Annotated in this window: 22 protein-coding genes, 1 pseudogene and 1 riboswitch; of the genes and pseudogenes, 18 read left to right on the top strand and 5 right to left on the bottom strand. The window is 63.9% G+C overall.

The window, feature by feature from the left end; genetic code table 11:
- The first annotated feature begins 39 nt into the window (after positions 1–39).
- From JOF46_RS20740 to JOF46_RS20725, 4 genes are all read left to right on the top strand, one after another.
- The gene (locus tag JOF46_RS20740) at positions 40–1,401 is read left to right on the top strand and encodes an aminotransferase class III-fold pyridoxal phosphate-dependent enzyme (RefSeq protein ID WP_209910953.1); all 1,362 of its coding nucleotides are present in this window, start codon (positions 40–42) and stop codon (positions 1,399–1,401) included.
- Between the two features lie 49 nt (positions 1,402–1,450).
- Complete coding sequence (locus tag JOF46_RS20735) at positions 1,451–2,638, top strand: acyl-CoA dehydrogenase family protein (RefSeq protein WP_209910950.1); 1,188 nt, start codon at positions 1,451–1,453, stop codon at positions 2,636–2,638.
- Between the two features lie 31 nt (positions 2,639–2,669).
- Positions 2,670–4,133, top strand: coding sequence for an aldehyde dehydrogenase family protein (locus JOF46_RS20730; protein ID WP_209910947.1), 1,464 nt, complete (start codon positions 2,670–2,672; stop codon positions 4,131–4,133).
- A gap of 138 nt (positions 4,134–4,271) precedes the next feature.
- Positions 4,272–5,150, top strand: a complete 879-nt coding sequence (locus tag JOF46_RS20725) for a 3-hydroxyacyl-CoA dehydrogenase family protein (RefSeq protein ID WP_209910944.1) — start codon at positions 4,272–4,274, stop codon at positions 5,148–5,150.
- 6 nt (positions 5,151–5,156) lie between these two features.
- Here the strand turns inward: JOF46_RS20725 and JOF46_RS20720 are convergent, their stop codons facing one another.
- Positions 5,157–5,993, bottom strand: coding sequence for a DUF3626 domain-containing protein (locus JOF46_RS20720; protein ID WP_209910941.1), 837 nt, complete (start codon positions 5,991–5,993; stop codon positions 5,157–5,159).
- A 41-nt stretch (positions 5,994–6,034) separates the two neighbouring features.
- On the bottom strand, positions 6,035–6,466 hold the full coding sequence (locus tag JOF46_RS20715; protein ID WP_209910940.1) for a pyridoxamine 5'-phosphate oxidase family protein: 432 nt from the start codon (positions 6,464–6,466) through the stop codon (positions 6,035–6,037).
- A 128-nt stretch (positions 6,467–6,594) separates the two neighbouring features.
- Here JOF46_RS20715 and JOF46_RS20710 point away from each other — a divergent pair, with 128 nt between their 5' ends.
- Entirely contained in the window at positions 6,595–7,677 is a 1,083-nt protein-coding gene (locus JOF46_RS20710) for an App1 family protein phosphatidate phosphatase (protein ID WP_209910937.1), read from the top strand.
- 29 nt (positions 7,678–7,706) lie between these two features.
- Positions 7,707–8,138, top strand: coding sequence for an acyl-CoA thioesterase (locus tag JOF46_RS20705; RefSeq protein ID WP_209912100.1), 432 nt, complete (start codon positions 7,707–7,709; stop codon positions 8,136–8,138).
- Here the strand turns inward: JOF46_RS20705 and JOF46_RS20700 are convergent.
- Complete coding sequence (locus tag JOF46_RS20700) at positions 8,135–8,569, bottom strand: hypothetical protein (RefSeq protein ID WP_209910934.1); 435 nt, start codon at positions 8,567–8,569, stop codon at positions 8,135–8,137. The two genes, JOF46_RS20705 and JOF46_RS20700, sit on opposite strands and share 4 nt — an antisense overlap.
- A gap of 14 nt (positions 8,570–8,583) precedes the next feature.
- Positions 8,584–8,706, bottom strand: a riboswitch (SAM riboswitch).
- Between the two features lie 46 nt (positions 8,707–8,752).
- Between JOF46_RS20700 and JOF46_RS20695 the strand changes: the two genes are divergently transcribed.
- The 6 genes and pseudogenes from JOF46_RS20695 to xdhC all read left to right on the top strand — a co-directional run bounded on the left by JOF46_RS20695 (position 8,753) and on the right by xdhC (position 15,930).
- Complete coding sequence (locus JOF46_RS20695; protein ID WP_209910932.1) at positions 8,753–9,364, top strand: histidine phosphatase family protein; 612 nt, start codon at positions 8,753–8,755, stop codon at positions 9,362–9,364.
- A 133-nt stretch (positions 9,365–9,497) separates the two neighbouring features.
- Positions 9,498–10,346 carry a siderophore-interacting protein gene (locus JOF46_RS20690; protein ID WP_342592523.1) on the top strand — a complete coding sequence of 283 codons (849 nt, stop codon included), beginning with the start codon at positions 9,498–9,500 and terminating at the stop codon, positions 10,344–10,346.
- Positions 10,347–10,753: 407 nt separating this feature from the next.
- Positions 10,754–10,944: pseudogene (locus JOF46_RS22415) on the top strand (NCS2 family permease); the annotation flags it as partial.
- 296 nt (positions 10,945–11,240) lie between these two features.
- A complete protein-coding gene (locus tag JOF46_RS20685) occupies positions 11,241–12,746 on the top strand; it encodes a xanthine dehydrogenase small subunit (RefSeq protein WP_209910929.1) in 1,506 nt (501 codons plus the stop codon).
- A complete protein-coding gene (gene xdhB, locus JOF46_RS20680) occupies positions 12,743–15,097 on the top strand; it encodes a xanthine dehydrogenase molybdopterin binding subunit (RefSeq protein WP_209910927.1) in 2,355 nt (784 codons plus the stop codon). Before JOF46_RS20685 ends, xdhB begins: the two co-directional genes overlap by 4 nt.
- Positions 15,098–15,099: 2 nt before the next feature.
- Complete coding sequence (xdhC, locus tag JOF46_RS20675; RefSeq protein ID WP_209910924.1) at positions 15,100–15,930, top strand: xanthine dehydrogenase accessory protein XdhC; 831 nt, start codon at positions 15,100–15,102, stop codon at positions 15,928–15,930.
- 154 nt (positions 15,931–16,084) lie between these two features.
- On the opposite strand, the gene JOF46_RS20670 is transcribed toward xdhC, so the two are convergent.
- Complete coding sequence (locus JOF46_RS20670; RefSeq protein WP_209910921.1) at positions 16,085–20,542, bottom strand: type VII secretion EssC family protein; 4,458 nt, start codon at positions 20,540–20,542, stop codon at positions 16,085–16,087.
- Complete coding sequence (locus tag JOF46_RS20665) at positions 20,539–21,579, bottom strand: RDD family protein (RefSeq protein WP_209910917.1); 1,041 nt, start codon at positions 21,577–21,579, stop codon at positions 20,539–20,541. Before JOF46_RS20665 ends, JOF46_RS20670 begins: the two co-directional genes overlap by 4 nt.
- Positions 21,580–21,723: 144 nt before the next feature.
- Here JOF46_RS20665 and JOF46_RS20660 point away from each other — a divergent pair, with 144 nt between their 5' ends.
- The 6 genes from JOF46_RS20660 to JOF46_RS20635 all read left to right on the top strand — a co-directional run bounded on the left by JOF46_RS20660 (position 21,724) and on the right by JOF46_RS20635 (position 25,778).
- Positions 21,724–22,011, top strand: a complete 288-nt coding sequence (locus JOF46_RS20660) for a WXG100 family type VII secretion target (protein WP_209910914.1) — start codon at positions 21,724–21,726, stop codon at positions 22,009–22,011.
- A gap of 120 nt (positions 22,012–22,131) precedes the next feature.
- On the top strand, positions 22,132–22,455 hold the full coding sequence (locus JOF46_RS20655; protein WP_209910912.1) for a hypothetical protein: 324 nt from the start codon (positions 22,132–22,134) through the stop codon (positions 22,453–22,455).
- Positions 22,456–22,473: 18 nt separating this feature from the next.
- Positions 22,474–23,874 (top strand): putative T7SS-secreted protein, encoded by a 1,401-nt coding sequence (locus JOF46_RS20650; protein ID WP_209910909.1) that lies wholly within the window; start codon positions 22,474–22,476, stop codon positions 23,872–23,874.
- Between the two features lie 118 nt (positions 23,875–23,992).
- Positions 23,993–24,565 carry a hypothetical protein gene (locus JOF46_RS20645; protein ID WP_209910906.1) on the top strand — a complete coding sequence of 191 codons (573 nt, stop codon included), beginning with the start codon at positions 23,993–23,995 and terminating at the stop codon, positions 24,563–24,565.
- Entirely contained in the window at positions 24,547–25,161 is a 615-nt protein-coding gene (locus JOF46_RS20640) for a hypothetical protein (protein WP_209910904.1), read from the top strand. Before JOF46_RS20645 ends, JOF46_RS20640 begins: the two co-directional genes overlap by 19 nt.
- 68 nt (positions 25,162–25,229) lie before the next feature.
- The gene (locus JOF46_RS20635; protein WP_209910901.1) at positions 25,230–25,778 is read left to right on the top strand and encodes a hypothetical protein; all 549 of its coding nucleotides are present in this window, start codon (positions 25,230–25,232) and stop codon (positions 25,776–25,778) included.

Raw genomic sequence — 25,778 nt, 5'->3', positions numbered from 1 at the left:
CTAATGACGCGTGTCACGCCCTGGCATAACGTGGAGCGCATGACCGAAACGCTCCCGGCCGTCGATGCCGCCACCATTGCCCAGTCCCGCCACCTCGCCACCGCCATCCCCGGCCCGCGTTCGGCCGCTTTGCACGCTGAACGCACGGCCCAGGTCACCAACGGCTTCGGGATCGCCCTGCCGGTCTTCGTGACCCGCGCGGACGGCGGCATCATCGAGGACGTCGACGGCAACCGGCTCATCGACTTCGCCTCCGGCATCGCGGTGACATCGCTGGGCGCCAGCAACAAGCGCGTGGCGCAGCGCGTCGCCGCGCAGCTCGAGGCCTTCACCCACACCTGCTTCATGGTCACCGAATACGAATCCTTCACCCAGGTCTGCAAATGGCTCAACGAGAACACCCCGGGCGACTTCGAGAAGCGAACCGGCCTGTTTTCCACCGGCGCCGAGGCAGTGGAAAACGCCATCAAGATCGCCCGCGCCGCCACCGGCCGGGCCAACGTCCTGGTCTTCGACGAGGCCTACCACGGCCGCTCGCTGCTCACCATGGCCATGACCGCCAAGGTCAACCCGTACAAACTGAACTTCGGTCCGCTGCCGGCAGAGATCATCCGCGCGGCCTCCGCAAACCCGCTGCGTCCCGCGCAGGGCCTGGCCGCCGGAGCCGAGGCCGCGCTGGAATCGGTCGAAGCCACCATCCTGGAGCACGGCGCGGACACGTTCGCCGCCATGGTCATCGAGCCGATCCAGGGCGAGGGCGGCTTCATCGTCCCGGCCGCCGGCTTCATCCCCGGCCTGCGCAAACTCGCCGACAAGTACGGCATCGTGCTGGTCATCGACGAGATCCAAGCCGGCATGGGCCGCACCGGAACCCTCTTCGCTTCCGAGCACGAGGGCGTCGCCGGGGACCTGATCCTCACCGCCAAGGCACTGGCCAACGGCGTCCCGCTCTCCGCGGTCACCGGACGCGCAGAGCTGATGAACGCGCCACACGCCGGCGGGCTGGGCGGCACCTACGCCGGCAACCCGCTGGCCTGCGAGGCCGCACTGGCCGTCTTCGAGCAGTTCGAGGACGGGACGCTGATGCAAAACGCGAAGCGCATCGAGGAAGTCGCCCGCGAAATCCTCGAGCCGCTGCTCACCTCGACCAACGTGGTTGCCGAGATCCGCGGCCGCGGCGCCATGCTCGCCATCGAACTCGCCGATGCCGGGACCCTGGCACCGCGCGCGGATTTGGCCAAGGAAATCTCCGCGGCCTGCCACGCGGCCGGCGTGCTGACCCTGACCTGCGGCACCCACGGCAACGTCGTGCGCCTGCTGCCCCCGCTGGTCATCGGCGAGGAGCTGCTGCGCGACGGCCTGATCGTCCTTGCCCAGGCCATCGCCGACGCCGCCAAGTAGCCCGCCCGGCACCCGGGCTTCCCCACCCACTTTTTCCAAGGAGCACACCATGACCATCACCACCCACGAAACCCATCAACTGGACCCGGCCGACCTGATCAACTTCGATGCGCTGCTTTCCGCCGAGGAACTGGCGCTGCGCGCCAAGGTGCGCACCTTCGTCCAAGAAGCCATCAAGCCCAACATCGCCTCTTGGTACGCCGACGCGGTCTTCCCCCTGGAAATCGTCCCGGAAATGGGCAGGCTCGGCCTGCTGGGCATGCATCTGAAAGGCTATGGCTGCGCCGGGGCCACCGCCGTCGAGTACGGCCTCGCCGGCAGTGAGCTGGAAGCCGGGGACTCCGGGCTGCGCACCTTCGTCTCGGTGCAGGGTTCCCTCGCCATGAGCGCGATCCACAAGCACGGCTCCGAGGAACAGAAGAACGAGTGGCTGCCGAAGATGGCCAAGGGCGAGGCCATCGGCTGCTTCGGGCTGACCGAACCGACCGCCGGCTCGGACCCCTCCGCCATGAAGACCTTCGCCCGCCGCGACGGCGATGACTGGGTCATCAACGGCACCAAGCGCTGGATCGGCCTGGCCAACGTGGCCCAGGTCGCCGTCATCTGGGCGCAGACCGAGACGGGCATCCGCGGCTTCGTGGTCCCCACCGAAACGGCCGGCTTCAAGGCCACCCCGATCGAGCCCAAGCTCTCGATGCGTGCCTCCATCCAGTGCGAGATCGAACTGACCGACGTGCGCCTGCCGGCCACCGCGGTCCTGCCGAACGTCGTCGGGCTCAAAGGCCCGTTCTCCTGCCTGAACGAGGCCCGCTACGGCATCATCTGGGGCGCCATGGGCGCGGCCCGCGACGCCTTCGAGGACGCGCTGGCCTACTCCAAGACACGCCTGCAATTCGACAAGCCGCTGGCCGGCTACCAAATGACCCAGCTCAAGCTCGTGGACATGGCCCTGGAAATCAACAAGGGCTACCTGCTGGCCCTGCACATCGGACGCATGAAGGACGCCGGCACCCTTGACCTGCACCAGATCTCCGTGGGCAAGCTGAACAACTGCCGTGAGGCCATCAAGATCACCCGCGAGGCCCGCACCATCCTGGGCGGCAACGGCATCACCCTTGACTACTCGCCGCTGCGCCACGCCAACAACCTGGAATCGGTGCGCACCTACGAGGGCACCGACGAGGTCCACACGCTGATCCTGGGCAACAAGCTCACCGGCGTCCCGGCCTTCCGCTAAGAAGTCCCCGCACGATTATCCCGAGGGAAACATGACTGAAACCATTACGCAGACCGATGTTGTTCCGCTGCGCCTGCTGATCGACGGCCAATGGGTCGAAGGCACCGGGCGCGAGCTGGAATCCAGCTCGCCGACCAACCCGAACCAGTTGCTGGCCGCCGGCGGCACCGCCACCGAGGCCGACGTTCACTCCGCCATGGCTGCGGCCCGCCAGGCCGCGGCCGGCTGGGCCGCAACGCCCATGGCCGAACGCGGGGGATACCTCTCCCGCGCCGCGGCCATCATCACCGCAAACGCCGATGCCTGGGGCACCGAACTGGCCCGGGAAGAAGGCAAGACCTTCACCGAGGGCCGCGGCGAGGTGCTGCGTGCCGCGCAGATCTTCACCTACTACTCCGCGGAATCCGACCGCCTGGCCGGGGAGGTCTTCTCCTCCCCGCGCCGCGGCGAGCAGATCCTGGTCACCCGCAAGCCGCTGGGTGTCGTCGCGGTGATCACCCCGTTCAACTTCCCCATTGCCATCCCGGCGTGGAAGATCGCCCCGGCGCTGGTCTTCGGCAACACCGTGGTGTGGAAGCCGGCATCCAGCGTTCCGCTGCTGGCGCTGCGCCTGGCCCAGGCGCTGGTCGGGGCCGGCCTGCCGGCCGGCGTGCTGAACCTGGTGATCGGTTCGGGCTCGCTCGGGGATGCAATCGTGAACCACCCGGAGCTGGACGGGCTGACCTTCACCGGGTCCACCGGGGTGGGACGCCAGCTCGCCGCCGCCGCTGCCGGTGCCGGGGTGCCGATCCAGGCGGAAATGGGCGGAAAGAACGCCTCGGTGGTGCTCGACGACGCGGACCTGGAACTTGCCACCGAGCAAGTGCTCTTTGGCGCCTTCCGTTCCACCGGGCAGAAGTGCACGGCCACCTCGCGCCTGGTGCTCCAGGACGGCATTGCCGAGGCATTCCTCGCCCGGCTCACCGAGCGCCTGGATGAATGGAAGGTGGGGGACCCCACCGACCCGGCCGTCCACATGGGCCCGGTGGTTTCGGCCGCGGCCGCCGCACAGATCCGTGCGGGCATCGAAGCCTCGATAGCCCAGGGGGCCACGGTGCGTTTCGCCGGCGACGTTTCGGGGCTCGGCGAGGCCTTCGTGGCTCCCACGGTGCTGGAAATCCCGGCCGGTGAGGCAAACGTTTCCTGGCGGGACGAGTTCTTCGGTCCGGTCATCTCCGTGTGCCGCGCGGCCAGCACCGCCGAGGCCTTCGCGCTGGCCAACGACTCGGAGTACGGCCTGAGCTGCGCGGTGTTCACCCAGGATTTGACCAAGGCGCTGGATGCCATGGAATCGATCGACGTGGGCATCTTGCACGTGAACTCCGAATCGGCCGGCGCCGATCCGCACGTCCCGTTCGGCGGGGCCAAGAAATCCGGCTACGGTCCGAAGGAACAGGGCGGGGCGGCGAAGGAGTTCTTCACGCACACCACCACCGTGTACCTGCGCGGGGCTTAGCCGCACGTCGAATCGGGGCGTCCTCCGTCATCCGGCATGTCCGGATGCGGCGGGCGCCTCGCGCCGTGTCTAGGATAAGCATCGGGCATGGCCGCCAACGTGAGCCAGCGAACACCTTACGAATGTATGGAGCCAACAATGAGCACAGCAACCGGCATCGAGAACATTTCCACCATCCTGGTCATCGGCGCGGGAACCATGGGACGCCAGATCGCCATGACCGCAGCCCTGGCCGGGTATTCCACCACCATCCAGGACATTTCCGAGGAAGGCCTCGCCGCGGCACGCACCGAACTGGAAACCTGGGCCGCCTCCCGGGTGGCCAAGGGGAAGCTGGGGCAGGACGCCGCAACGGCGGCACTTGATGCGCTGGCCTACAGCACCGACCTGGACTCCGCCGCCTCCAACGCCGACTTCGTGATCGAGGCAGCCACCGAGCGGCTGGACATCAAGACGCAGATCTTCGAGAAGCTCGGCGTACTGGCCCCGGCCCATGCCATTCTGGCCACGAACTCCTCCACGCTGGGATCCTCCAAGGTCGCCGAAGCCACCGGGCGCCCCGGGCAGGTGTGCAACATGCACTTCTTCAACCCCGCATTGGTCATGAAGTGCGTCGAGGTCGTGCGCCACGAAACCACCAGCGACGCGACGGTGGACACCACCATGGAGCTGGCCCGCCGGCTGGGCAAGGAACCGGTGCTGATCAACCGGGAGATCCCCGGGTTCATCGCCAACCGGCTGATGGGCGCGATCCAGCGCGAGGCGTTGTTCCTGGCCGACTCGGGCATCGCCAGCGTTCAGGACATCGACACCACCGCGCGCACCGCGCTGGGCCACCCGATGGGCCCGTTCGCGCTCATGGACATGGTCGGCCTGGATGTCATCGACTTCATCGCCCAGGCCACGTACGCCGAGACCGGTGCCGCCGAGGACGCCCCCAACGAGCGTGTGGCCGCGCTGGTCGCCGAGGGCAAGCTGGGCCGCAAGTCGGGGGCCGGGTTCTACGACTACAAGTAGGCGCGTCTACGGGCCGCCCGGCTTGCGGCCGTAGCGGGCCAACAGGTGCCAGACCTTCTTGAGCTCCTGGGGATCCAGCCCGGGCCGCAAGCGGGCGTGCCCGAGCCCGGAGGGGTCAAGCTCCCCGTCCCCGGCCAGCCGCGAGGCGAGTTCGGCCGGTCCCTTCCCGCGGTAGCCGGGTTGGTGCAGCATGGTGCCCGTTGCCGCGAAGCCCTGATGCCAATGGACCGGGCAGCCAAGCTTCCGGGCCGCCGCCTCGATCGGTGTGCCGCGGTACGAGGGGTCCAGCACGATCGCCTCGACGTCCCTGCGCAATTCCAGCACCCCGTGGACGTGGGCCTCGATGTAGTCATCGAGTGGGTCCCTGGAAGGATTTATGCCCTTCGGCTCCGGAATCCCGAAGCGCCTCGCGGTCCCGAAATGCGTGGGGCCGAACACGCTGTCGGGAAAGCAAAAGGTGCTCCGCTGAAGCACTGCCGGGTTCAGGCGCAGGTAGCTTGAGCCGAATCGCGGGGAGCCGCCGAACCCGTCGCGCCGCAGGTCAAGGGACCAGTACTTGGGCCGGAGTGCAGCCTCGGCGTCGTCGTAGTGCCCGCCAAAGAGCCTGCTTTCCCACAGGTAGCGGTCCCCGCCGGGCACTGCCGTGAGCCCGCCGTTGCCGGTGCCGGTTTCGAATTGCGACCGGTAGATCCCCTCGCGGGCCAGGGACTCGATCACGGTGGTGTCCCCGAACGGTGCATCGGGATGGAAATGGATGGTGACACTGGCGTTTGGATCGATCTGTCCACCGCGGGACAGGGCGCGCACATGCGCCAGTGCGGCTTGTGCACGCGCATCGACCATGGTCGTTCCTCGGGTGTTTCCGGTCGGAAGGTGCCGTGGTGCTAGTCGCTCTCGGGCTGTGTGCCGAGGCGGAAGTGGCGACCCGAGATGTTGGCGACCTCGATCTTGACCCAGGCTTCCTTCATGGTGGGCGTCCACGGCGAGACCCCGGAGCTGCGTGCCTCCTCGATCTCCGCGGTGGTCTGCAGCTGGTGCGCGTGTCCGTGGACCACCACCGACCAGGCCTCGTCGGAGAGGATGCCGTCGGCCTCGAAGGCCACCGCATCGTGCACCGTCAGGGCCGCAAGCTTTTCGCCTGGAGCCGTGCGGATGTATATGGTCTTGCCCACCAGGCCGAAGTTCAGCGGGAAGATATCGACGGTGCCGCCCACCGCGGTGGCCAGGCGGCCGTGGGAGGTCCTCTCGAGCAAGCTCCAGGCCTGCTCTTCGGTCAGCACCAGCACGGGTTCATCTGCATCATGGTCAAACATCATGCCTTCATAATTCTACGAAACGTAGAAAAATACCAGAGTTGACAACGGCAAGTGAACTTTCCGGCAACGCGGCCCAATTCATCCTTTCGATCCACTCCCTGCCCCCGGCTCGTGAAAGACTGGGTTTCATGGTCAAGGAAACAGGAGCCGAACGCGCCCGGCACATTGCCGCACGCTTCGAGGACCGCGCCCTGGAACTGCGCGCAACACGGGCCCGCGAACGGGGCCTGGTGCCCACCGTCCTGCCCTACACCGGCTACGGGCTCTCGGACCCGGAAAACGGCTGGGTGCGCATCTTTGCGCGGCTGGTGCTGGCCAAGCCCGGCGCATTCGATGCGGGGCGCCACCGCGCCAAGGTCATCGCCGACGGGGTGCGTGGCTGGCGGAACTTCATCTCCCCGATCGTCCCGCACGGGCAGCTCGAGGTGCACATCAACGGCGAACGCTTTGCCGTGCAGGCCGACCGCGGGGGAGTGCTCGACGTCAGGGTCGCCGCCACGCTGGCACCGGGCTGGCACGAGATCACCTTGCACACCGATGGTTCCGCGGCCGTGGCCGCCCCGGTCATGATGGTCGACGCGGCCGCCGAATTCGGGATGCTCTCCGACGTGGACGACACCATCGTGGTCACCGCACTGCCGCGCCCGCTGCTGGCCGCCTGGAACTCCTTCGTCCTGTCCGAGCACGCCCGCCTCGCCACCCCGGGGATGCCGGTGATGATGGAGAAGCTGATGCGTGACAAGCCCGGCGCCCCCACCTTCTATCTGTCAACGGGAGCCTGGAACGTTGCCCAGACGCTCACCCGTTTCCTCTCGCGCAACCTCTACCCGCAGGGCCCGCTGCTGCTGACCGACTGGGGGCCCACCGACAGGGGCTGGTTCCGTTCGGGCATGCAGCACAAGGCCGACCAGCTGCGCCGCCTGGCCAATGAGTTCCCGAACCTGAAGTGGCTGTTGATCGGCGACGACGGCCAGCACGACCCCTACCTCTACGCCGAATTCGCCAGGCGCTACCCCGACCACGTCGCGGCGATCGTGATCCGCCAGCTGACCCCCTCGGAGGCCGTGCTGGCCGGCGGACGCAGCCAGGGGATCCTGAACTCCACTCCCGGGGTGCCGTGGGTGTACGAGTCCGACGGGGCACGCATCGCCGAAAAGCTTCAGGAGCTGGGCCTCATCAGCCCCGACGCCGAGCAGGGGCCGGGCAAGTGAACGAACCCAAGCTCCGCGTCGAGGTCCCCATGCGCTGGGGAGACATGGACGCGTACGGCCACATCAACAACGTGAACCTGGTCCGCATGATGGAAGAGGCGCGCATCGCCGGCTTCGGCGTGCCCGGCGGCACCGGCAAGCCCGGGATCGAGCCGCTGGTCGACCTGTTCTCCGCGGTCCCGGAAAACACCCAGATCCTGGTGGTCGAGCACCGGGTGCGCTACGTCAAGCCGCTGGATTACCGCAACGTCCCGGCGCACGTGGACCTGTGGATCAGCGCCATCAAGGCAGCAAGCTTCGACATCTGCTACGAATTCCACGATCCGGTCGACGGCGGGGTGTGCGTTCGTGCCGCCACGACCCTGGCTTTCTTTTCCGTCGAGACCCAGCGGCTGCTGCGGCTGTCGGCGGAAAACAAGGAAGCGATGGCCCGCTACGCGGCCGAGCCGATCTTCCGCTAGGAGCGCTGCAGCTCGGCCGTCAACGCGTCGAAGTCCCGGGCCAGGGCCTCGTCCCGCTCGAAGCTGCACGGCTCAAGCGGCTCGGTGCTGAAGGAAAAGTAACCCAGCCCGGCGCTGCGCCGCGGGTCCGCCGGAAGCGCGAGCGCGTTGTTGTGGAAATTCACCCGGCCCAGCGAGACGCCCTCGGGACGGGTCGGGGCGATGCGCAGCAGGTGCGCGATCACGGGAAGGTCATGGGCGAAGACCTGGTGGTGGGTCCCGCCGGCAAAGACGTGCAGCGTGAGCCCCTGGACGGGGGAGACCATGACCTCCACATCGGCCGGAGCCCACAGCGTGGGTCGGGCCATCAGGGACTTGACCGCCCGCGGATTGGTGCGGTGGCCGGGGTGGAAGGACGTACAGGATTCGGACGGGCATGACTGGTTGCGCAAGGGACGGCGCCTTTCGTGTGCTCTTGTCCCCGGGGCGGTTGCCGCCAAGGACCGCTTCGTCATCCGAACCACCCGTGAAGCATGGGGTTGGTGTACGCGCCTGGTCGGAGCCTAAAGCTGGCGCGCATCTCGTGAAGCTGGTTTCATCGTACCAAAACGGGGATGACGATTTAGGGTGATGGTATGAGACTGATCTTGATCCGCCACGGGCAGACCGCCTCGAACGTGGCGCAGGCACTGGACACCGCTGCCCCCGGGGCACCACTGGACGAGACCGGGATTGCGCAGGCCCAGGCGCTGGTGGAGCGGTTGGGCGCCGAGGGGCGGGACGTCGACGCGGTGTATTCCTCGACGTTGCTGCGGGCCAGGATGACGGCCGGTCCGCTGGCGCAAGCCCGCGGATTGGAAGTGGCCGAGCACGCCGGGCTTACCGAGATCTCCGCCGGGGAACTGGAAATGCGCACCGACCGCGACGCCCAACTGGCCTACCGCGACGTGTTCTTCCGCTGGCTCTCGGGCGACCTTTCGGCCAGGGTGCCCGGCGGCGAGGACGCCCGCACCGCACTGGATCGCTTCGACGCGGTCATCGAGGGGGCCAGAAATGCCGGGACCGGGAAGCTGGTGGTGGTCAGCCACGCGGCAATGCTGGTGACCTGGCTTGCCTCCCGGAGCGCCAACTTCGACTCTGCACTGCTTTCCCCCGTGCCGCTGGCCAACACCGGTGTGGTGACCCTGGAGGATGCGACGGGATCGAGCTGGAGGCTGCGCAGCTGGCAGGGCCAACACCTGGAGTAGCGGCAATTTTTCGTGGCCTTCGGTTGATTGCATGGGGCCTTGCGGCTCGGGTTCATGACGTTGGCATTGGCTAAGTGGGGGCTTGGTCGATTAGGCTAGGCTTATCTTCCCTAATCCACAAAGGCGGTAATTGGTGAGCATCCAGCGTTCGGCACGTCCGGTTCGGCCCCAGGTTGTCCTCGAGGTTTTGGCCACCGAGCAACTGTCCCGGCACATGATGCGCCTGACCTTCGGGGGTCCAGGATTCGTGAACTTCCAGGACAAGGCCGTCTCCGACCGCTACGTGAAGATCCTCTTCGCCAAGCCCGAGCTCGGCCTGGTGCCCCCGTACGACCTCGATGCCCTGCGTGAACAGCTGGCCCCTGAAGACTTCCCGGTCCGACGCACCTACACGCTGCGGCACGTGGACCTCGAAGCCCAAACCGTGCAGATCGACTTCGTGATCCACGGAGACCAGGGACTGGCCGGCCCGTGGGCGCAGAACGCCAAGATCGGCGACCAGATCTGCTTCGCCAGCCCCGGCGGCCTCTACACGCCGAACCCCGAATTCGACAGGCACCTGCTCATCGGCGACGAGACGGCGCTTCCGGCGATCTCCGCCGCCGTCGAAGACATGACCCCGGAGATGGTCGGGGACATCTACCTCGAGGTCGCAGGACCAGAGGACGAGGTCCAGCTGGATGTGCCGGCAGGGATCACCGTGCACTGGCTGCACCGCGGCGGCTACTTCACCCCGGAAAACACCAAGCTCGAGGAAGCCGTGCGCAACGCCGAGTGGCACGAAGGCACCCTCCAGGTCTTTGCCCACGGCGAGCGAGAGACCATGAAGTCGCTGCGTGCCTACCTCAACGGCGAACGCGGAGTGGATCGCCGGGCCATGTCGTTGTCCGCCTACTGGGCCTACGGCCGTGCCGAGGACGAATTCCAGGCCGAAAAGAAGTCGCCCATCGGACAGATCTTCCCCGAAGCGCTCAACGCCTGACATGGGCTTCGGGGCGGGTGGTCTCCCGCAGGTCTTCGCTGCGGCTCTGCCTCGACGAGTCATCGCCTGCTCGAAGCGGTAATGACTCGGGCGGGGTTCCTACGCCGAAGCAAGTTCAAGCTGAGGCCTCATGCCGTTGCGTTGCGCGAAGGCAGGTGCCCAAGAAGGCAAAGTTCGTTCACACGCTTGGCGCGCTTGGTAGCTGACTGTTGTCCAGACCCAGCCTGGTCTCGTCGTTGTTTTGGTGCCCGGTGACTTCAAATGGATCATGCGTGCGCACCTTCCACTGAACCGCAAAAGATCTAGCCGATTAAACAGCTAGACCCCCATATCCAACGTGCGTCGGGGGGTCTGCATTTCTAGCCTAGATTGAGCCAGCCTTGACCGCAATGTGTGTGCGGGTGACGGCAATGCCGGCCTTCCTGACGCTGATCACCATGCCACCGGCCTACTCCATTGCCAACGGTATTGGTGCCGGTTTATCGCTTGGATTGTGGTGAATGCAGCGGCCGGTCGCCATGGGAAGATTTATCCGTTGATGTGGGTAGTTTCCGCCGGGTTCTTGGTGTATTTTGCCCGCGGACCGATCCCCGCACTACATGCCCGACCTCGTCACGATAAAAAGTTGACATTACTTGCTGTGATGCACTTCACTTGGAATGAATGAGCTTGAATTTCCATGATCCGAAATTTGGAGGCTAATCATGGCTGGATGTGTTGCCTGGTCCAAGGGCCAGATCGCGCACGGAAGCTAATCGCTGCCGCGCGGAAGCTTCACCTTCCGCGTGTAGCTCACCGAGCGTTTCCCCAGGAATGACCCCTGACGGAAACTAGTCCGCCATCCAAATCATTCACAGTGCGCCTGAGCTCTCAGGCGCAGGAGGTGTCAGCGACATGACCGCCGAGACAACCGAAAAATCGAGCTGTCTAATAACCGTCAACGGAACCGTCCGTGAATTCGATGGCCCACCGCATACCAACGCACTAGATTTCCTGCGTGGCGAGGGGCTTTTCGGTTGCAAGGAGGGATGCGCCGAGGGCGAATGCGGCGCCTGCTCGATCCTCGTGGCCCGCAGCGACGGGCAGGGGACCCGCTGGACGGCGTTGAACGCCTGCCTGCTGCCTGCCGCGACGCTCGACGGACAGGAAGTGATCACATCCGAAGGCCTAGGTAGCGTGGAAAACCTGCATCCGGTGCAGGAAGAGATGGCCAATCGCGGCGGATCCCAGTGCGGATATTGCACCCCCGGATTCGTCTGCTCCATGGCCGCCGAATACTACCGCCCGGAGCGAATCGCCAACACCGCAGTCAGCGCGGATCACGGCGAGGCGCACCGGTGCGGACCCAATGGATTCGATCTGCATTCGCTTTCCGGGAACTTGTGCCGCTGCACCGGGTATCGGCCCATCCGTGACGCGGCTTATGCCTTGGGTGCACCGGATGCACAGGATGAGCTTGCTGCCCGGCGTGATCTAGCCGCACCGGCGGCGGTGTCCACCGATATCATTCGTGTGGACACCCCCACCGGAGCTACTGGTCGCTTCAGGCGTCCCGCCAGTCTGGACGAGGTGCTCGGCATCTTGGCCGCAGAACCAGAAACCCTGCTCGTGGCAGGGGGCACCGACTGGGGTGTTGAGGTAAATATCAAGGGCGCGCGTGCCCGATCGATGCTGGCCGTCGACCGGCTTGCCGAGTTGCGCCAAATTCACGTCACCGCAAACTATATCGAGCTCGGTGCGGCCTGCACCCTGAGCGAACTCGAACGTCTATTAGCAGGAAAGATCCCGCTGCTGGGTAAACTCTTCCCGCAGTTCGCCTCACGTCTTATCCGAAATGGCGCCACCATTGGCGGAAACTTGGGTACCGGTTCGCCTATCGGGGATACCCCTCCGGCGCTGCTGGCACTGGAGGCAGAACTGGTGTTGGGCAGCACCTCGGGCAGTCGCATTGTGCCGCTAGCGCAGTACTTCACCGGTTATCGACAGACCGTACGCGCCGCCGGGGAACTGATCACCGCGATTCGCATCCCACTGCCGCTTGCACCCCTGACCAGTTTTCAGAAGATCTCCAAACGACGCTTTGACGATATCTCCAGTGTGGCCATCGGTTATGCGGTGACCGTCGAAAACAACCACATCACCAAAGCTCGCATTGGACTAGGAGGTGTGGCAGCCACCCCATTAAGAGCCACCTCCACGGAGGCTGCCTTGGAAGGTCAAGAATGGTGCCTAGACACCATCTATGCGGCCGCCGAGTCGATGGCGCAAGAGGGCACGCCCATGGATGACCACCGGGCCAGCTCGGGCTACCGAAAGGCCATGCTCAGGTCCTCATTAGAACGTTTCTATGCCGAACAGCTTGACCACTCCACCGCAGCAAAGGGGGAGCCGCTCTCATGAGTCACCTATCCCAACGTCCCGCCTGGGCCATTGTTGGCCAGATCCAGCGGCACGAATCCGCGGCCGGACATGTCACCGGCACCGCGCTCTACACCGATGATTTGGCGCAGCGCCTCACCGGGGTGCTCCACGCCTACCCGGTGCAGTCCACCCACGCGCATGCGAAAATCCTCAACCTGGACACCAGCGGTGCCAGCACAATCCCTGGGGTGGTGCGGGTCATCACGGCCGCAGATATCCCAGGTGTAAATGACCAGGGTGCCAAACACGACGAACCCATGCTTCCGGTAGATGAGGTGATGTTCTACGGCCAGCCGGTGGCCTGGGTGCTCGGCGAAAACCTGGAAGCAGCCAAGGCCGGTGCCGGTGCGGTCAAAGTGGACTACGAGCCGCTCGACTCGCTGATCACCATTAGGGAAGCCATCGCCGCGGAGAGCTTCCACGGGATCAGGCCCACCATCGACAAGGGGGACGTCGCCGGGGCCTTTGCCGACGCAACACATCTATTTGAAGGAGACTTTGAATTCTCCGGCCAAGAGCACTTTTATCTTGAGACGCAGAACTCGCTCGCGCTGGTTGATGAATCAGGTCAAATGTTTATTCATTGCTCCACCCAGCACCCCACCGAAACCCAAGCCATTGTCTCCCATGTGCTCGGCATCCCGGCCCATGAGGTGACGGTCCAGGTGTTGCGGATGGGTGGCGGGTTCGGTGGCAAGGAAACGCAGTCACACGGCTATGCTGCCGTGGCCGCGCTGGGCGCGGTACTCACCGGGCGTCCGGTGCGGGTTCGCTTGGACCGCACCCTGGATATGACCATGACCGGCAAACGTCATGGGTTCTACGCGACCTGGAAGATCGGCTTCGACGCGCAAGGCAAGATCTTGGCCTTGGACGCCAGCCTCACCGCGGATGGCGGGTGGAGCCTTGATTTATCCGAACCGGTGCTCACCCGAGCGATGTGCCATATAGACAACGGCTACTGGGTCCCGAATATCCGTGTGCACGGACGGATTGCCAAATGCCACAAGACCTCACAAACCGCATTCCGTGGCTTTGGCGGACCGCAGGGGATGCTGGTGATGGAAGATATTCTGGGCCGGGTCGCACCCAAGCTGGGCATTGAGGCCCGCGAGCTGCGCCGGCGCAATTTCTACACGCAGGGTCAAGACACCCCGTACTACCAACCGGTGCGCCATCCCGAACGGCTTGAAGTGGCCTGGCAACAGGTACTCGAATCCGCCGAGATAACGCAACGTGAGGCGCAAATCAACGAATTCAACGCGCGGAATGAAAACACCAAACGGGCATTGGCCCTCACTCCGGTGAAGTTCGGGATCTCCTTCAACCTCACCGCCTTCAACCAGGGTGGTGCCCTCGTGCTGGTCTACAAGGACGGGTCGGTGTTGGTGAACCATGGCGGCACCGAAATGGGACAGGGGCTGCACACCAAGATGCTGCAGGTCGCGGCCACAACCTTGGGAGTGCCCCTGTCAAAGGTGCGCAACGCTCCGACTCGAACGGACAAGGTGCCCAATACCTCGGCGACCGCCGCCAGCTCCGGCAGCGATATCAACGGCGGTGCCGTGAAGGACGCCTGCGAGCAGATCCAGACCCGGCTGGCGCAGATTGCCGCTGGAAAATTCGGCGTCCATGCTCACGAAGTTCGATTTGGCAACGGAAGGATCAGCGCCCTGGGCAAGAGCCAGGAACTGAGCTGGGAAGAGGTTGTGCGTGAGGCCTACTTCCAGCGTATCCAGCTCTCGGCCGCCGGGTTCTACCGTACCGAGGGACTGCATTGGGACTTGGGCCGGATGTCCGGCTGCCCGTTCAAATACTTCGCTTACGGGGCCGCTGCCAGCGAGGTCGAGGTCAGCCGCTTTGACGGCTCCTACACCCTTCGCCGGGTCGACATCGTCCATGACGTAGGTGACTCGTTGTCGCCGCTGGTGGATCTGGGGCAAATCGAAGGCGGATTCGTGCAGGGCACCGGTTGGCTGACCCTGGAAGATCTGCGGTGGGATACCTCCGACGGCCCGGGACGCGGACGAGTTGCAACCCAGGCGGCGAGCACCTACAAGATTCCCAGCTTTTCCGAAATGCCCGAGATCTTCAACGTTTCGCTGTTGGACAAAGCCCATGAGGATGGTGCCGTGTACGGGTCCAAGGCGGTTGGCGAACCGCCACTGATGTTGGCTTTTTCCGTCCGTGAAGCACTCCGGCAGGCCGTCGCGGCGTTTGGCCCGGATGGCTGCTCGGTGGAGCTCGCCTCCCCGGCCACCCCGGAAGCGGTGTTCTGGGCCATCGAATCTGTTCGCGAACACGGCCAGGTTAGGGAGAAGACGCAGTAGCCATGTCGTGGATTGAGGCGGTTGCGGCGCTGCGTCGCGAACGGCGCCCGGCGGTGATGCTCACCATCGCCGCCGTGCGCGGCCATGCGCCACGTGAGGCCGGGGCAAAGATGGTGATCGCCGCGGACGAAATTTTCGGCACCATTGGCGGCGGCAACCTGGAGATGGCGGCCATGAGCCGGGCCCGCGAAATGATTGCGCGCGGCGAGCAGGAGCCGCAGGCCATGACCCTGAAGCTGAATGACAAGACCCCGGCGACCTATGGGCGGCAATGCTGTGGAGGAGAAGTGAGTCTATTGCTGGAACCCTTGCCGGTACCGGAATCGGTGGCGATCTTTGGTATCGGAAACGTCGGAATGGAGCTGGCCCGAATACTTTCCCGGCATGATCTTGAACTGTATCTGACCGATTCCCGTCCCGAAGTCCTCGAAGAACTTGCTGTCCTGGAACCGAGCGTGGCACGGGTGCATTCGCAGGTCGCGGTGCTTGGGGAACAGGTCTTGAGTTGCCTGCCAGAAGGTACACATGTGCTGATCATGACCCATGATCACGCCGAGGATTTCCACCTGTGCGACGCAGCCTTGCGCCATCCGGACCTTGGCTCCATCGGCTTGATCGGGTCGCGCGCCAAATGGGTGCGTTTTCAAAAGAAACTTGGCCAAAGCGGCCATGCGCCCGAACTGATTGACCGGATCGACTGCCCTATCGGGCTGCCCGAGGTCGCCGGAAAGTTCCCGGCCACGATCGCCGTGAGCGTTGCCGCGCATTTGCTGCAACGGATGAATGCCGAACCTGCAGGGAATCGAAGGCACGCCATCCCGCTTGTGAAATAGCACGCAGGGGCAATGCGGCTCGCGCTCCATTCCGGTCCATGCGCCATCTCCCACCGCCGCAACGTTGCCCGCCGCACACTCGTCTTTCCGGGCGGCGGCAGCCCTGGCCGGCAGCACACGATTGCGTGGCCGCCGGCGCTGGATCCAGACGCGCCTACTGGTCAGCCAGGGGAACATGCACCAGCGCGCGCTGGCCGTTTTGGACCATGAAGCCGCGGCCCGGCGGGAAATCGTGGCGCTTGACGCGAGGGAAAGGCACCTTGAAGATCGATTCGCCGTCGTAGCCGTCGGGCTTGAGCACCAGGCCATGCCGGCTGGACTTCAGCTCGCCGAGCAGCCCGAAGCTGGAGGAGAACTGATTGACGTCCCCGTCGGCCACCAGGAAGTGGTCGGACCGGTTGATGGCCTTGATCAGTTCCTTCAGCGGACGTTCGGCATCCGAATCGGCGAACTCGCTGATATTCTCCAGCACGAACACGATCTTGCCCGGCATGGATTCGTCCGTGACGATCTCCAGCATGTCCTTGGCGAAACGCCGCGTTTCCTCCTGCCCGGAGACGGCGCCGTTCCAGGCCCGCCAGCTGCGCAGCTCGGCGCGGCGCCCGCCGAGGTGGAAGAACTGGGTCGCCGGATTCTGCCGTGCCAGGGCAGTGACCATGGCGCGCATGGTGTTGGTCTTGCCGCTTTGCGGCGGGCCGACGACGACGAAGGTGCCAACCGATTCGAATCCGCACGGGCCCAAGGTCAAATCGGACAGGCCGATCACCGGCTGTCCATTGGCGGAATCAGGCAATTCGGAGGCCTCGAAGGACTGCGGGAGCGCTTCGATTCCGGCCGCTTGGGGGACGCCGGCGGCGCGCAGTTCCTGCGCCCATGCGGTGGTCAGCGCCGTCTGCTCGGCAACGTTGGCGGTACCGCCCAAGACCGCGATCTGCGCCTCATGGCCCTTGATGACGGCCCGTCCGGGGGCGCTGCGTTCGCTGAGCACATCCTTGGGCACGCCCAGCACGTTGTAGGCCTGCTCGTCCGCCATGCGCAGCACCACACGCTGGGTGATGTTTGCGCTGATGGCGGTGGGCACGGCGCCGAAGCGGTCTGCGGTGGCGATCACGTGCACGCCCAGCGGGCGGCCCTCGCCCACGATCCGCATGAACACCTGGTAGAACTCGCTGCGTCCGTGGCCCAGTTCCCAGTCGCTGCGGAACTGGCCGAACCCGTCGATCAGCACGAAGATGCGCGGCTCGCCCAGATCCCCGGTCAGCTGGCGGTATTCGCTCAGGTTCGCGGCGTTCGCCGTGGCGTAGCGGGCGGAACGGTCATCCAGGTGTTCGGCCAGCGTGCGGAAAACGCGCTGAATGCGTTCCACGTCATCCCCTCCGAGCACCGCGCCGACGTGCGGCATGGGCGAGAGCGAACGCAGCGAGCTGGTGCCGAATTCCAGCGCGTATACGGCGGCCGCACCGGCCCCCGGGTTGGCCCCGGCGGCGATCGCGATGCTGCGCAGGGCCGCGGACTTGCCGGAACCGGACGTGCCGTAGATCAGCAGGTGGCCGTCGGTATCCGGTTCGAAGAAGGCCGTTTCCTGGGCTTGGCGCTCTGGGATGTCGGCCAGGGCCAGGGGGATCTTGCTGTCACTGTCCGCGCTCAGGTCGCGCAGGTCGATCGTGGCGGACAAGTCATCGAGCCAGGGGCGCCTCGGCGCCGGGATCGCAGCATTGCTCGCGGCCGCGACAAAGCTGGTGACCAAGAGCTTCTGGTCATTCGGTCCGCTGTTCTCCTCGACGTTGGGAGCCTGGGACTCGAGTTGTTCCCACACCCGGGTGCCGCCGAAGCGCAGGTCTTCGACGCGCACCTCGGCCTGTTCGGGTTCGTCGGTGGTCCAGCCGCCAGCGTAACCGCTTTGGAAGGGAACCAGCCGGCCGGGGCCGGTCTTGGCGATGCCTCGCCCGGGCAGGGAAGGATCGAAGCCCGCCGCGACGGGATCCTCCACGACGTCGTTGGAATCCGCGGCGTCGGCCATGCGCAACGCCACGCGCAGGTTGGTGTTGGCGCGCAGGTTGTCCTTGATGACCCCGGCCGGGCGCTGCGTGGCCAGGATCAGGTGGATGCCCAGCGAACGGCCGCGCTGGGCGATGTCCACCACGCCCTCCACGAATTCGGGAACGTCACCGGCCAAGGCGGCGAACTCATCGATCACGAGCACCAACGCCGGGGGCGTCTGCGGGTCCTGGCGCTTCTCCAGCTCCAGCAGGTCCTTGGCCTTCTTCCGGTGGAAGAGCTTCTCGCGGTGGTGCAGCTCGGCGCGCAGGCTGGTCAGTGCGCGGCGGACCAGGTGCGGGGACAGGTCGGTGACCAGCCCGACGCAGTGGGGCAAGTCCACGCAATCGGCGAATGCCGAGCCGCCCTTGTAATCCACGAACAGGAAGGTGACCCGGTCGGGGCTGTACTCGGCGGCCATCGCCAGCACCCAGGCCTGCAGGAATTCGGACTTGCCCGAGCCGGTGGTGCCGCCGACCAGGGCGTGGGGACCCTGGGTGCGCAGGTCCAGGCTCATCGCATCGGGGGTGCCCTGCCCGATGAAGGCGCGCAGGGTCCCGGCGCGTTTGAGCCGCGGCAGCGACCCGGCTTCCGCGGTGCGGTCGATGACCGAATTGTTCTGCCGCCACCGCTCGATGACCGCGGCCGGTGACTCGGCCAGATCCGTGCCGAGGATCCGCAGCAGGGACACGGAATCGGGGATGTCCGAGGCGTCCGGGATCAGCGAGCTGGAGTCCACGATGGGGGCCAGCCGCCGGGCGAAGTGTTCCGCGTGTTCGCGGGAGACCCCTTCCATGGCGACGTGGCGGACTTCCTCGCCCGCGCGCACCCAGCCGACCGTCGCCTTTTCCAGCCCTTGGCTGACATCCACGAAGGTGCGGCAGGAGGCCGGCAGGGATTCGAGGGTCGGGGCGACGAAAATGGTGTAGATTCCGACCTCCGGCCCGCGTTCAATGACCTGGGAGAGCCGGGCGCGATCCACCGGGGCATCATGGGTGACGAACAGGACCAGGGAAAGGTCCTTGGCACGCGAGCCCCTGTCGCTGTGTTCCCCGACGGCCTTGCCCAGCTCCATGGAGGTGGCCGACGCCGACAGCGGTCCCAGGCGGTAGGACTCCGCGTGGCTGCGCAGGGAGATGAGTTCCTCCAGGGCGTTGAGCAGCACGGTGCCCGAGGTCTGGGTATCGGCCAGCGCCACCTGGGCCAGCGGGGAGCGCGGGCCGGTGGTGTGCGGCAGCCACTTGAACCATTCAAGGTCATCGGTCCAGGCGGGGTCGATGATGGCGGCGGTGCACAGGTCGTTGGGCGCATGCAGGCCGAAGAGCTGCACGGCCAGCGCGCGCAGCGCGTCTGCGGATTGCACGCGCGGGCCGGCGATGCCGATGGCCCCGGCGGAGGGCAGCAGCTCGATGACCGGCACGTCGTCGATCATCCGGTATTTCGCCGTCAGTTCCTCGACCCGCTGTACGTAGTCCTGCAGCCCGGCGCGGTCGTGGAGGTCGGTGACGGTATTGCGGCTGGCCGCCCGGCCGGAGCCCAGGCGCAGGGACAGGAAGTTCCAGTGTTCCGGGCGCCGGGTCCACAGCAGCGGGCCGAGAACCTCGGCCTGGTCGTACACGGTGGCCGTGGCGGGCGCTTCGCTGCGCCGGTGCGTTCGTTCGGCTTCCTCCCCGGCGAACAGCTCGTCCTCGAGCTGCTCGAACTGGCGCTCGAAGGTCTCGATTTCCAGGCGCAGCTTGTTGTTGTTCTGGGTGCGCTGGCCGATCAGGTTGCCGAGCATCATCAGTGGCGAGACCAGCACCACGATCAGTGACAGGGTCCGCTGGGTGAAGGCGAAGATCGTCAGGCCCATGATCAGCGGGGCGAAGATCATCGGCCAGGGGAAGAGCCTCGGCGAGGCTTCCTGGGGGATGGCCGGGTGGCTCAGCTCCTTGCCCGGGTAGCGGATCTCGACCCGCGGAGAGCGGTTGAAATTGATCGAGCCGCCCTTTTCGTAGACCGGGGACTCGTGCGTGGTGTGCCCGGTCAGCATCTCGAAGTAGACGTCCGTGGCGCCCAGGGTGATCAGCTGGCCGGGGATGACCGCCAAGCGCTGGACCAGCCCGCCGTCCACCAGGATCCCGTTGGCCGAGTTGAGGTCCACCAGCTCGATCCTGTTGCCGACCTCGATGCGGGCATGCCTGGTGGAGACCATGCGGTCGTTCAGGAAGACGGTGGCCTGTTCCGTCCGCCCCAGCGTTGAGGTTCCGGCGGGCAGCGCGTAGGCCATGCCCGCGTCGGGCCCGCTGGCTACCCGCAGCACCGCGGCGGCCGAGCCGCCGGAGACGAAGGCATCGGTGGTCGGAACCACTTCGATGGTGAAGCCGGAGCCGAGCTCCGCCTCGGCGAGCGGAGTCTGCGGGTCCAGCTGCACCGAGGCGGTTCCGGCCGCCGTGGCCAGCAGCGTGGGGTGCTCCGGGGCCTGGTCCCGGGCGAGCGCCCTGGCCGCGTCGCCAACGGTGGCGGTTGCGTCGCAGGTCAATACGACGTCGACGGTGCTGGCATCGTGGCGCCTGAGTGTGGCCTTGATTTTCACTTCTCGGTCTCCTGGAAGGTGATGCGGAACGTGCGGCTGCCCATCTGGACGATGTCGCCGTCGTTCAGGAGTGCTCGGGTGTGGGCCGGCACGTTGTGTGGCCGGCCGGAGGCGGTGGTGACCTGGGTGCCGTTGCTGGAACCCAGGTCCATGATCCACACGTCCGCCCCATCGCTGCCGAACGACAGATGCGTCTTGGACAGCAGGCGTTCGGGGTCCTTCAGCGGAATCAGCAAGGCGTTGGACGGACCCGCGTCGGCCACCGGAGCGCGGCCGATCAGCCCGGAATCGGGGACCGGGACATAGGACCCGTCGTCGAAGGCCAAGGCGGCGCGGCGGACCACCCGCGTGCCGCCGGCGGCCGCATGCCAGTCGCTGTTCAGCGCCCCGACGATCCCGGCGCTGGACCGCGGGCGTGGAGACAGGACCGCTTCTTCGGCTTGTGCGCCGTGGGCCACCGTGCCCAACTCGGGCAGGTGCTCGGAGTTGTCGCGGTCGGGGCGGGTGAGCAGGTATTCGGCGCGGGCAAGGATCCGCTCATTGGCGGGGTCGATTCCGCTGCGCAGGTCGAGCACGTAGCTGCCGGCCAGCTTATCCAACCAGCCGCGGCGGTGCCGGCGATCGAACAGGCAGGAGACCAACAACAATAGCGGGCCAATCACCGGGATCAGGTGGCTGCCAAGGAATACCAACGCCAGGCCCAAGACCCGCGGGAAGCCCGGTGCCGCGAAATCGGACAGGCGCACGGACCGCAGACGCATTGCGGCCTTGCCGGGGGAGCTTCCCTTGCGGCTGTTCAGGCTCAGCAAAACGATCAAGTAGACGACCAACAACAAACCGCTGGCCCCGGTCAGGACCAGTGGAACCACCGAGTATTGCTTCGTGACAACGTAGATCAGGTACCCGATGCCGGCCGGGAGCAGGACGGCGAGCGACACCGAGTAGTCGATCACATAGGACCAGAAGCGCAGGCGGGCCTCGGCCGGGCGCATCCCGAGTTCGTGTGCCTTGGCGAGGGATGATGCGACGGCGTCCATATGTCCTTTCTACGTTAATCGGGTGTTGACCCGCTACGGGGAGTTCTACCCATTGGATAAATCCAGTTGTCACATTATCGTAGATTTAGTACGAATCGGAGCGGCCCGGCGATAGGGCCTGTCGAAGTTTGAGGGAGCATTGTTGTGAGCGATTTCAAGGCAAATTACAGCGAAATGGAAGCCATGGCCTCCAAGTTGGATACCGGACGCGACGATCTGGACGGCGTGCTGGATCAGTTGCAGTCCGGTGTGGACAAGCTGTTGGGTGATGATTTCACGACGGAACATGCTTCGGGCCAGTTCGGCGAGGGTTACAAGGATCTGCAAGACGGACTGAAGCGGGCATTTGAAGGCATCAACGACATGGCGACCGCATTGCGCGACATGATGGAGCAGATCCAGGATACCGACCGTTCCATGGCAGGCAAGTAGATCCCCGCGTAGCTGGGTCGTGTGGTCGTCTTAGAGAACATCGAGGCGGCCACATTTTGCTGGCACGCCGTATGAGCGGCGTTTATGGAGTGTGCTGGGACATTAAGGAGTCGTTCAACCATGGCTGATGAGATTTATTTGGCCCGTCTCGATGAGATCGTCACCGAGCTCGACAGTAGCATCAAGGATTTTAAGGATGCCTCGAAAATCGCGAAGGGCATCGCCAATTCCGTGGGCAACCCGATGGGCAAGGGTGACCTGAAAGATCGGGTTGAGGATTTCGAAAACAACTGGAACGATACCCGCGATGATTTGGTGAAGAATCTCGAAGGTGTGCACACGGGCCTGAAGGACATCAAGGAGGGCTTTGAGAAGTGGGACTTGGATACGAAGAAAGCGTTCTTGAATTCCCGCGCCACTGACGCGCCCAAGGCAGCCACGTAGACGGAGAGAATACAGAGTATGAGTTTGCAATCGCCACACGGTGAGACCCTGCAGTTGATCGACGGAACCCCTGACGATTTGCGCCGGAGTGCCTTGGCCCTGATTACTTCGGGCGAAGAGATGGAACGCTCGGCCAACCGGTTGGAAGACATCAGCACGGGCACATCGGATTTGAAGTCCGAGGCCATAGCCAAGATTCGTGAGTCAGCCGGGGAGGTGTTTCCCGACCTGCGCAAGGCCGCTATTCGATATGACGGCACCGGCCAGGCCTTGAAGAAATACTCGGAGGCGTTGGACAAGGTCCAGGGCTCCTTGCAGATGTGTACTGCCGAGGGTGGCATAGATTCATATTCGTCGTTGAACGCGCTGATTAATGACATTGAGGAAGCGCACCAGACCGCGGAAGCAGCGAAGGACACCGCGGAAGACAAACAAGGCACGGTGGATGACTACGATCGCACGATGATTTGGGAAGATGAACCGACCGACGAACAGAAGTCCGCAGCAAAAGATGAGCTTACAACCGCGAATTCAGCGCGCGATGAAGCCGAAGAAGAGCTGCGTGAGCTGTGGGGAAAGTTCGACGGCCGGGTGTCCTACTGGGAAGGCGCCTATGACGAAGCGGTCAATGAGATCGAGGACGCCTTCGATGCCGCAGATAACGATGACAAGTTCCTCTCCACACTCGGCTCCATCTTGGGCTGGGCCGCGCTCTTAATAGGCATTGCAGCGGTATTTGTTACCTCTCCATTCTGGGGGCCAATCGTTGCTCTGGCGGCGATGGTCCTGGCGGCAGCGGTTTTGGCTATCGAGGTCATCAAGATGGTTCAAGGCGATGGCGATTGGATCAGCTTGGGAATTGCGATCGTGGGACTCATCCCCTTTGGCCGTTTCGCAGGCAAGGCTTTTTCGGGTTTGGGCAAGGTGTTCCAAGGAGGCTTCAAGAGCGGGATCAAGGCTGGGCCCAAGAGCGGATTCAAGGCCTTCAGCAAAACGCGGACCAGTACTGGGCGAGGCATAGTCAGATCGTCCATCAAGACGAATACCAAGCGTCCGCTCAAAACCACGATTCGTGGACACCGGAATACCAAGTCAAAGATCCGGCGCAAAAACCGCGAGATGGAGAAGGAGTACCAGCAGGTCAAGTTCAAGGAAAAGAACCGAAAGCACGACGGCTACATGGCGGGATCCAAAAAGTCCCTCGATGACGACAAGCTGAAGTACGTCAGGTACTTGACAAGCGGCGGGGCCACCAGGCATCGAGAGCTGGCTCGATATATTCTGAACAACTCCGATGAACTTGGCCCTGCGGCACAAGACTGGGCAAAGAAGATCCTGAAACATGGCATCGGAGAAGATGGCGGTACCGTAATTGTGACTGCTCCTCCAACCATCTGGGATCTGACTCGCGATAAGTAGCCGCAGAGGAAATTGGCTTGATGATAGTACGTTAAAACTAGACCTTGATATTGCGGGAGAAACGATGAGCCAAGGCCCTCCAGAGTCAAAAACGAATCCTCGGGGGATTGGATACAGCATGCTGTATCCATCGGGATGGCGTGAGTTCAATACGAGCGTCGAGCATGAACAAATGTTGACGAAGCTTGTGACAGCGGAACCCAGAGCACGTGGACGTGCGGATGTGGTCTTGTTGCTTCGACAGAAAATGCATCAATTGTTCGAGTATTTACGGCGTCGTGGTTCGCTCGGGTTCGCGATGCCGGTCAAACAACTCAGCAGTGGTGGTATGCCGGTCTCCATGATCATGACCCCGCTGAAGGTCGGGCCCGCTGGAACACTAGTGGATGCCGTGCGTAAAGCCGCAGGGGGTACCCCTCTGGAATCTGAAGCAGTCGACGGGGCGGAGTGGTATCTCTGGACCTCTATGGAGCGTGCCGACGAAGCACCGGAGTTGCAAAATAACGGTTTGAACATGGTTGTTCCTCGCCCATTGCCCGACGGCAGTGTCGACCCTGATCCGAAGGCTGGGCTGTGGCTGCGCTATTCTTATGCGCACGTTGAGGCCGACAACGGCGAGGAATTCGCCGACGGTTTGCGACAACTTGGATATGCAATTTTAGGGACGTTTAAGTGGGTGCCAGTTCGGTGACGTCATATGAAATCGCACCGGATCTGGACTACTGGATCCCGGTTCCACGGTCCTTCCCTGAAGAGGAATGGGCCTCGGCAGAGCAGTGGGCCGAGGACCTTGCCGAAGTGGCCATTCCAGACGATGTTGATCTGCGGCAGGTCTATCGAATGATGGCTCTGGACGTGGTGAATAACCAAGTGGCAGAGGCCGAGCATACATTGTGGTACTCGCCCGAAGACGGTCATGCGATGGGCACTGCCCACCTGATAATTCTCGATGATGACACGGAACAGAGCCTGGCGGAACTGTCGTTGCCGAAATACGAGTCGGCGACCCCGATACAAGTCAAGGATTATGAATCGGACGTGTTTGGCAAGATTGTGCAAACGACGTCGACCATCGCTGTTGATCTCCCTCACGAAGACGATGGGGCTGCCATCTTGCCCGCGATTGGTCATGTGAGAACGGCTGCACGCGGTCATGGGTTGGTTTTCCTGCTGGAAGCCTATGACGCTAATTTAGCAACGTTGGGTTTCATGATGGATCCGATGGTCGATCTCTTCGATACAGTCTCTTTTGAGGACGATGATGAGTACGGAACGGAATATCTTTGAAAAATTCCAGAAATAGGACCCCGGATCCCAAAGAGTTCGTGACAAATTCTTTGCATTATTACCCACGAATGGAACAAAGTATTTCCGTATTGTTGTTGGGTGGAATTATTTTTCTTCTCGGACTTTACCTGATTGCAAACGACTTGCCTGCGACCTCCAGTTATCTGGCCCAAATTGTCTCGCAGGGTATCCCGGCAGCTGTTGGCGGGATACTCCTTATTTTTGGCGTCGTCGGATTATCCACGGGATTGGTGGGGGCGTCTCGCAAGGGGAATGAATCAATTGATTTGAAGGTTAAGCCTAGTGGGATCACTGTGCGCGGTGGCCACAAGATTTCGTGGGATTCCGTTGTCTCGGTAACGAGTGTTCATCATGCGAATGATGCGAAGGTACGAGTTTTATGGGACCGTGCCGACCTGAACTACTCATTGGATATCTATGTTGACGAGTCATTGGATATTCCGAGGTGCAAAATGAAAAATGGAAGGCCTTGTGTGAGGATCTTTCTTCGCCATTACCCTGCTGTTGAATATATGCGACTCTATGAATCGATCCTGGACCAATTTGAACGTCGAGATATCCCGGTTGTCACCGAGCGGACGCAGACACAGTTCTAG

The sequence above is a fragment of the Paeniglutamicibacter psychrophenolicus genome (genome assembly GCF_017876575.1).
In the GTDB taxonomy this organism is placed as follows: domain Bacteria; phylum Actinomycetota; class Actinomycetes; order Actinomycetales; family Micrococcaceae; genus Paeniglutamicibacter; species Paeniglutamicibacter psychrophenolicus.
This window is presented reverse-complemented; position numbering and strand designations above follow the sequence as displayed.

Excerpts from the sequence above, each read along its gene's own strand:
- JOF46_RS20740 (WP_209910953.1), top strand. The coding sequence starts at position 40 with ATGACCGAAACGCTCCCGGCCGTCGATGCCGCCACCATTGCCCAGTCC.
- JOF46_RS20735 (WP_209910950.1), top strand. The coding sequence starts at position 1,451 with ATGACCATCACCACCCACGAAACCCATCAACTGGACCCGGCCGACCTG.
- JOF46_RS20730 (WP_209910947.1), top strand. The coding sequence starts at position 2,670 with ATGACTGAAACCATTACGCAGACCGATGTTGTTCCGCTGCGCCTGCTG.
- JOF46_RS20725 (WP_209910944.1), top strand. The coding sequence starts at position 4,272 with ATGAGCACAGCAACCGGCATCGAGAACATTTCCACCATCCTGGTCATC.
- JOF46_RS20720 (WP_209910941.1), bottom strand. The coding sequence starts at position 5,993 with ATGGTCGATGCGCGTGCACAAGCCGCACTGGCGCATGTGCGCGCCCTG.
- JOF46_RS20715 (WP_209910940.1), bottom strand. The coding sequence starts at position 6,466 with ATGATGTTTGACCATGATGCAGATGAACCCGTGCTGGTGCTGACCGAA.
- JOF46_RS20710 (WP_209910937.1), top strand. The coding sequence starts at position 6,595 with ATGGTCAAGGAAACAGGAGCCGAACGCGCCCGGCACATTGCCGCACGC.
- JOF46_RS20705 (WP_209912100.1), top strand. The coding sequence starts at position 7,707 with ATGCGCTGGGGAGACATGGACGCGTACGGCCACATCAACAACGTGAAC.
- JOF46_RS20695 (WP_209910932.1), top strand. The coding sequence starts at position 8,753 with ATGAGACTGATCTTGATCCGCCACGGGCAGACCGCCTCGAACGTGGCG.
- JOF46_RS20685 (WP_209910929.1), top strand. The coding sequence starts at position 11,241 with ATGACCGCCGAGACAACCGAAAAATCGAGCTGTCTAATAACCGTCAAC.
- xdhB (WP_209910927.1), top strand. The coding sequence starts at position 12,743 with ATGAGTCACCTATCCCAACGTCCCGCCTGGGCCATTGTTGGCCAGATC.
- xdhC (WP_209910924.1), top strand. The coding sequence starts at position 15,100 with ATGTCGTGGATTGAGGCGGTTGCGGCGCTGCGTCGCGAACGGCGCCCG.
- JOF46_RS20665 (WP_209910917.1), bottom strand. The coding sequence starts at position 21,579 with ATGGACGCCGTCGCATCATCCCTCGCCAAGGCACACGAACTCGGGATG.
- JOF46_RS20655 (WP_209910912.1), top strand. The coding sequence starts at position 22,132 with ATGGCTGATGAGATTTATTTGGCCCGTCTCGATGAGATCGTCACCGAG.
- JOF46_RS20650 (WP_209910909.1), top strand. The coding sequence starts at position 22,474 with ATGAGTTTGCAATCGCCACACGGTGAGACCCTGCAGTTGATCGACGGA.
- JOF46_RS20645 (WP_209910906.1), top strand. The coding sequence starts at position 23,993 with ATGCTGTATCCATCGGGATGGCGTGAGTTCAATACGAGCGTCGAGCAT.
- JOF46_RS20635 (WP_209910901.1), top strand. The coding sequence starts at position 25,230 with ATGGAACAAAGTATTTCCGTATTGTTGTTGGGTGGAATTATTTTTCTT.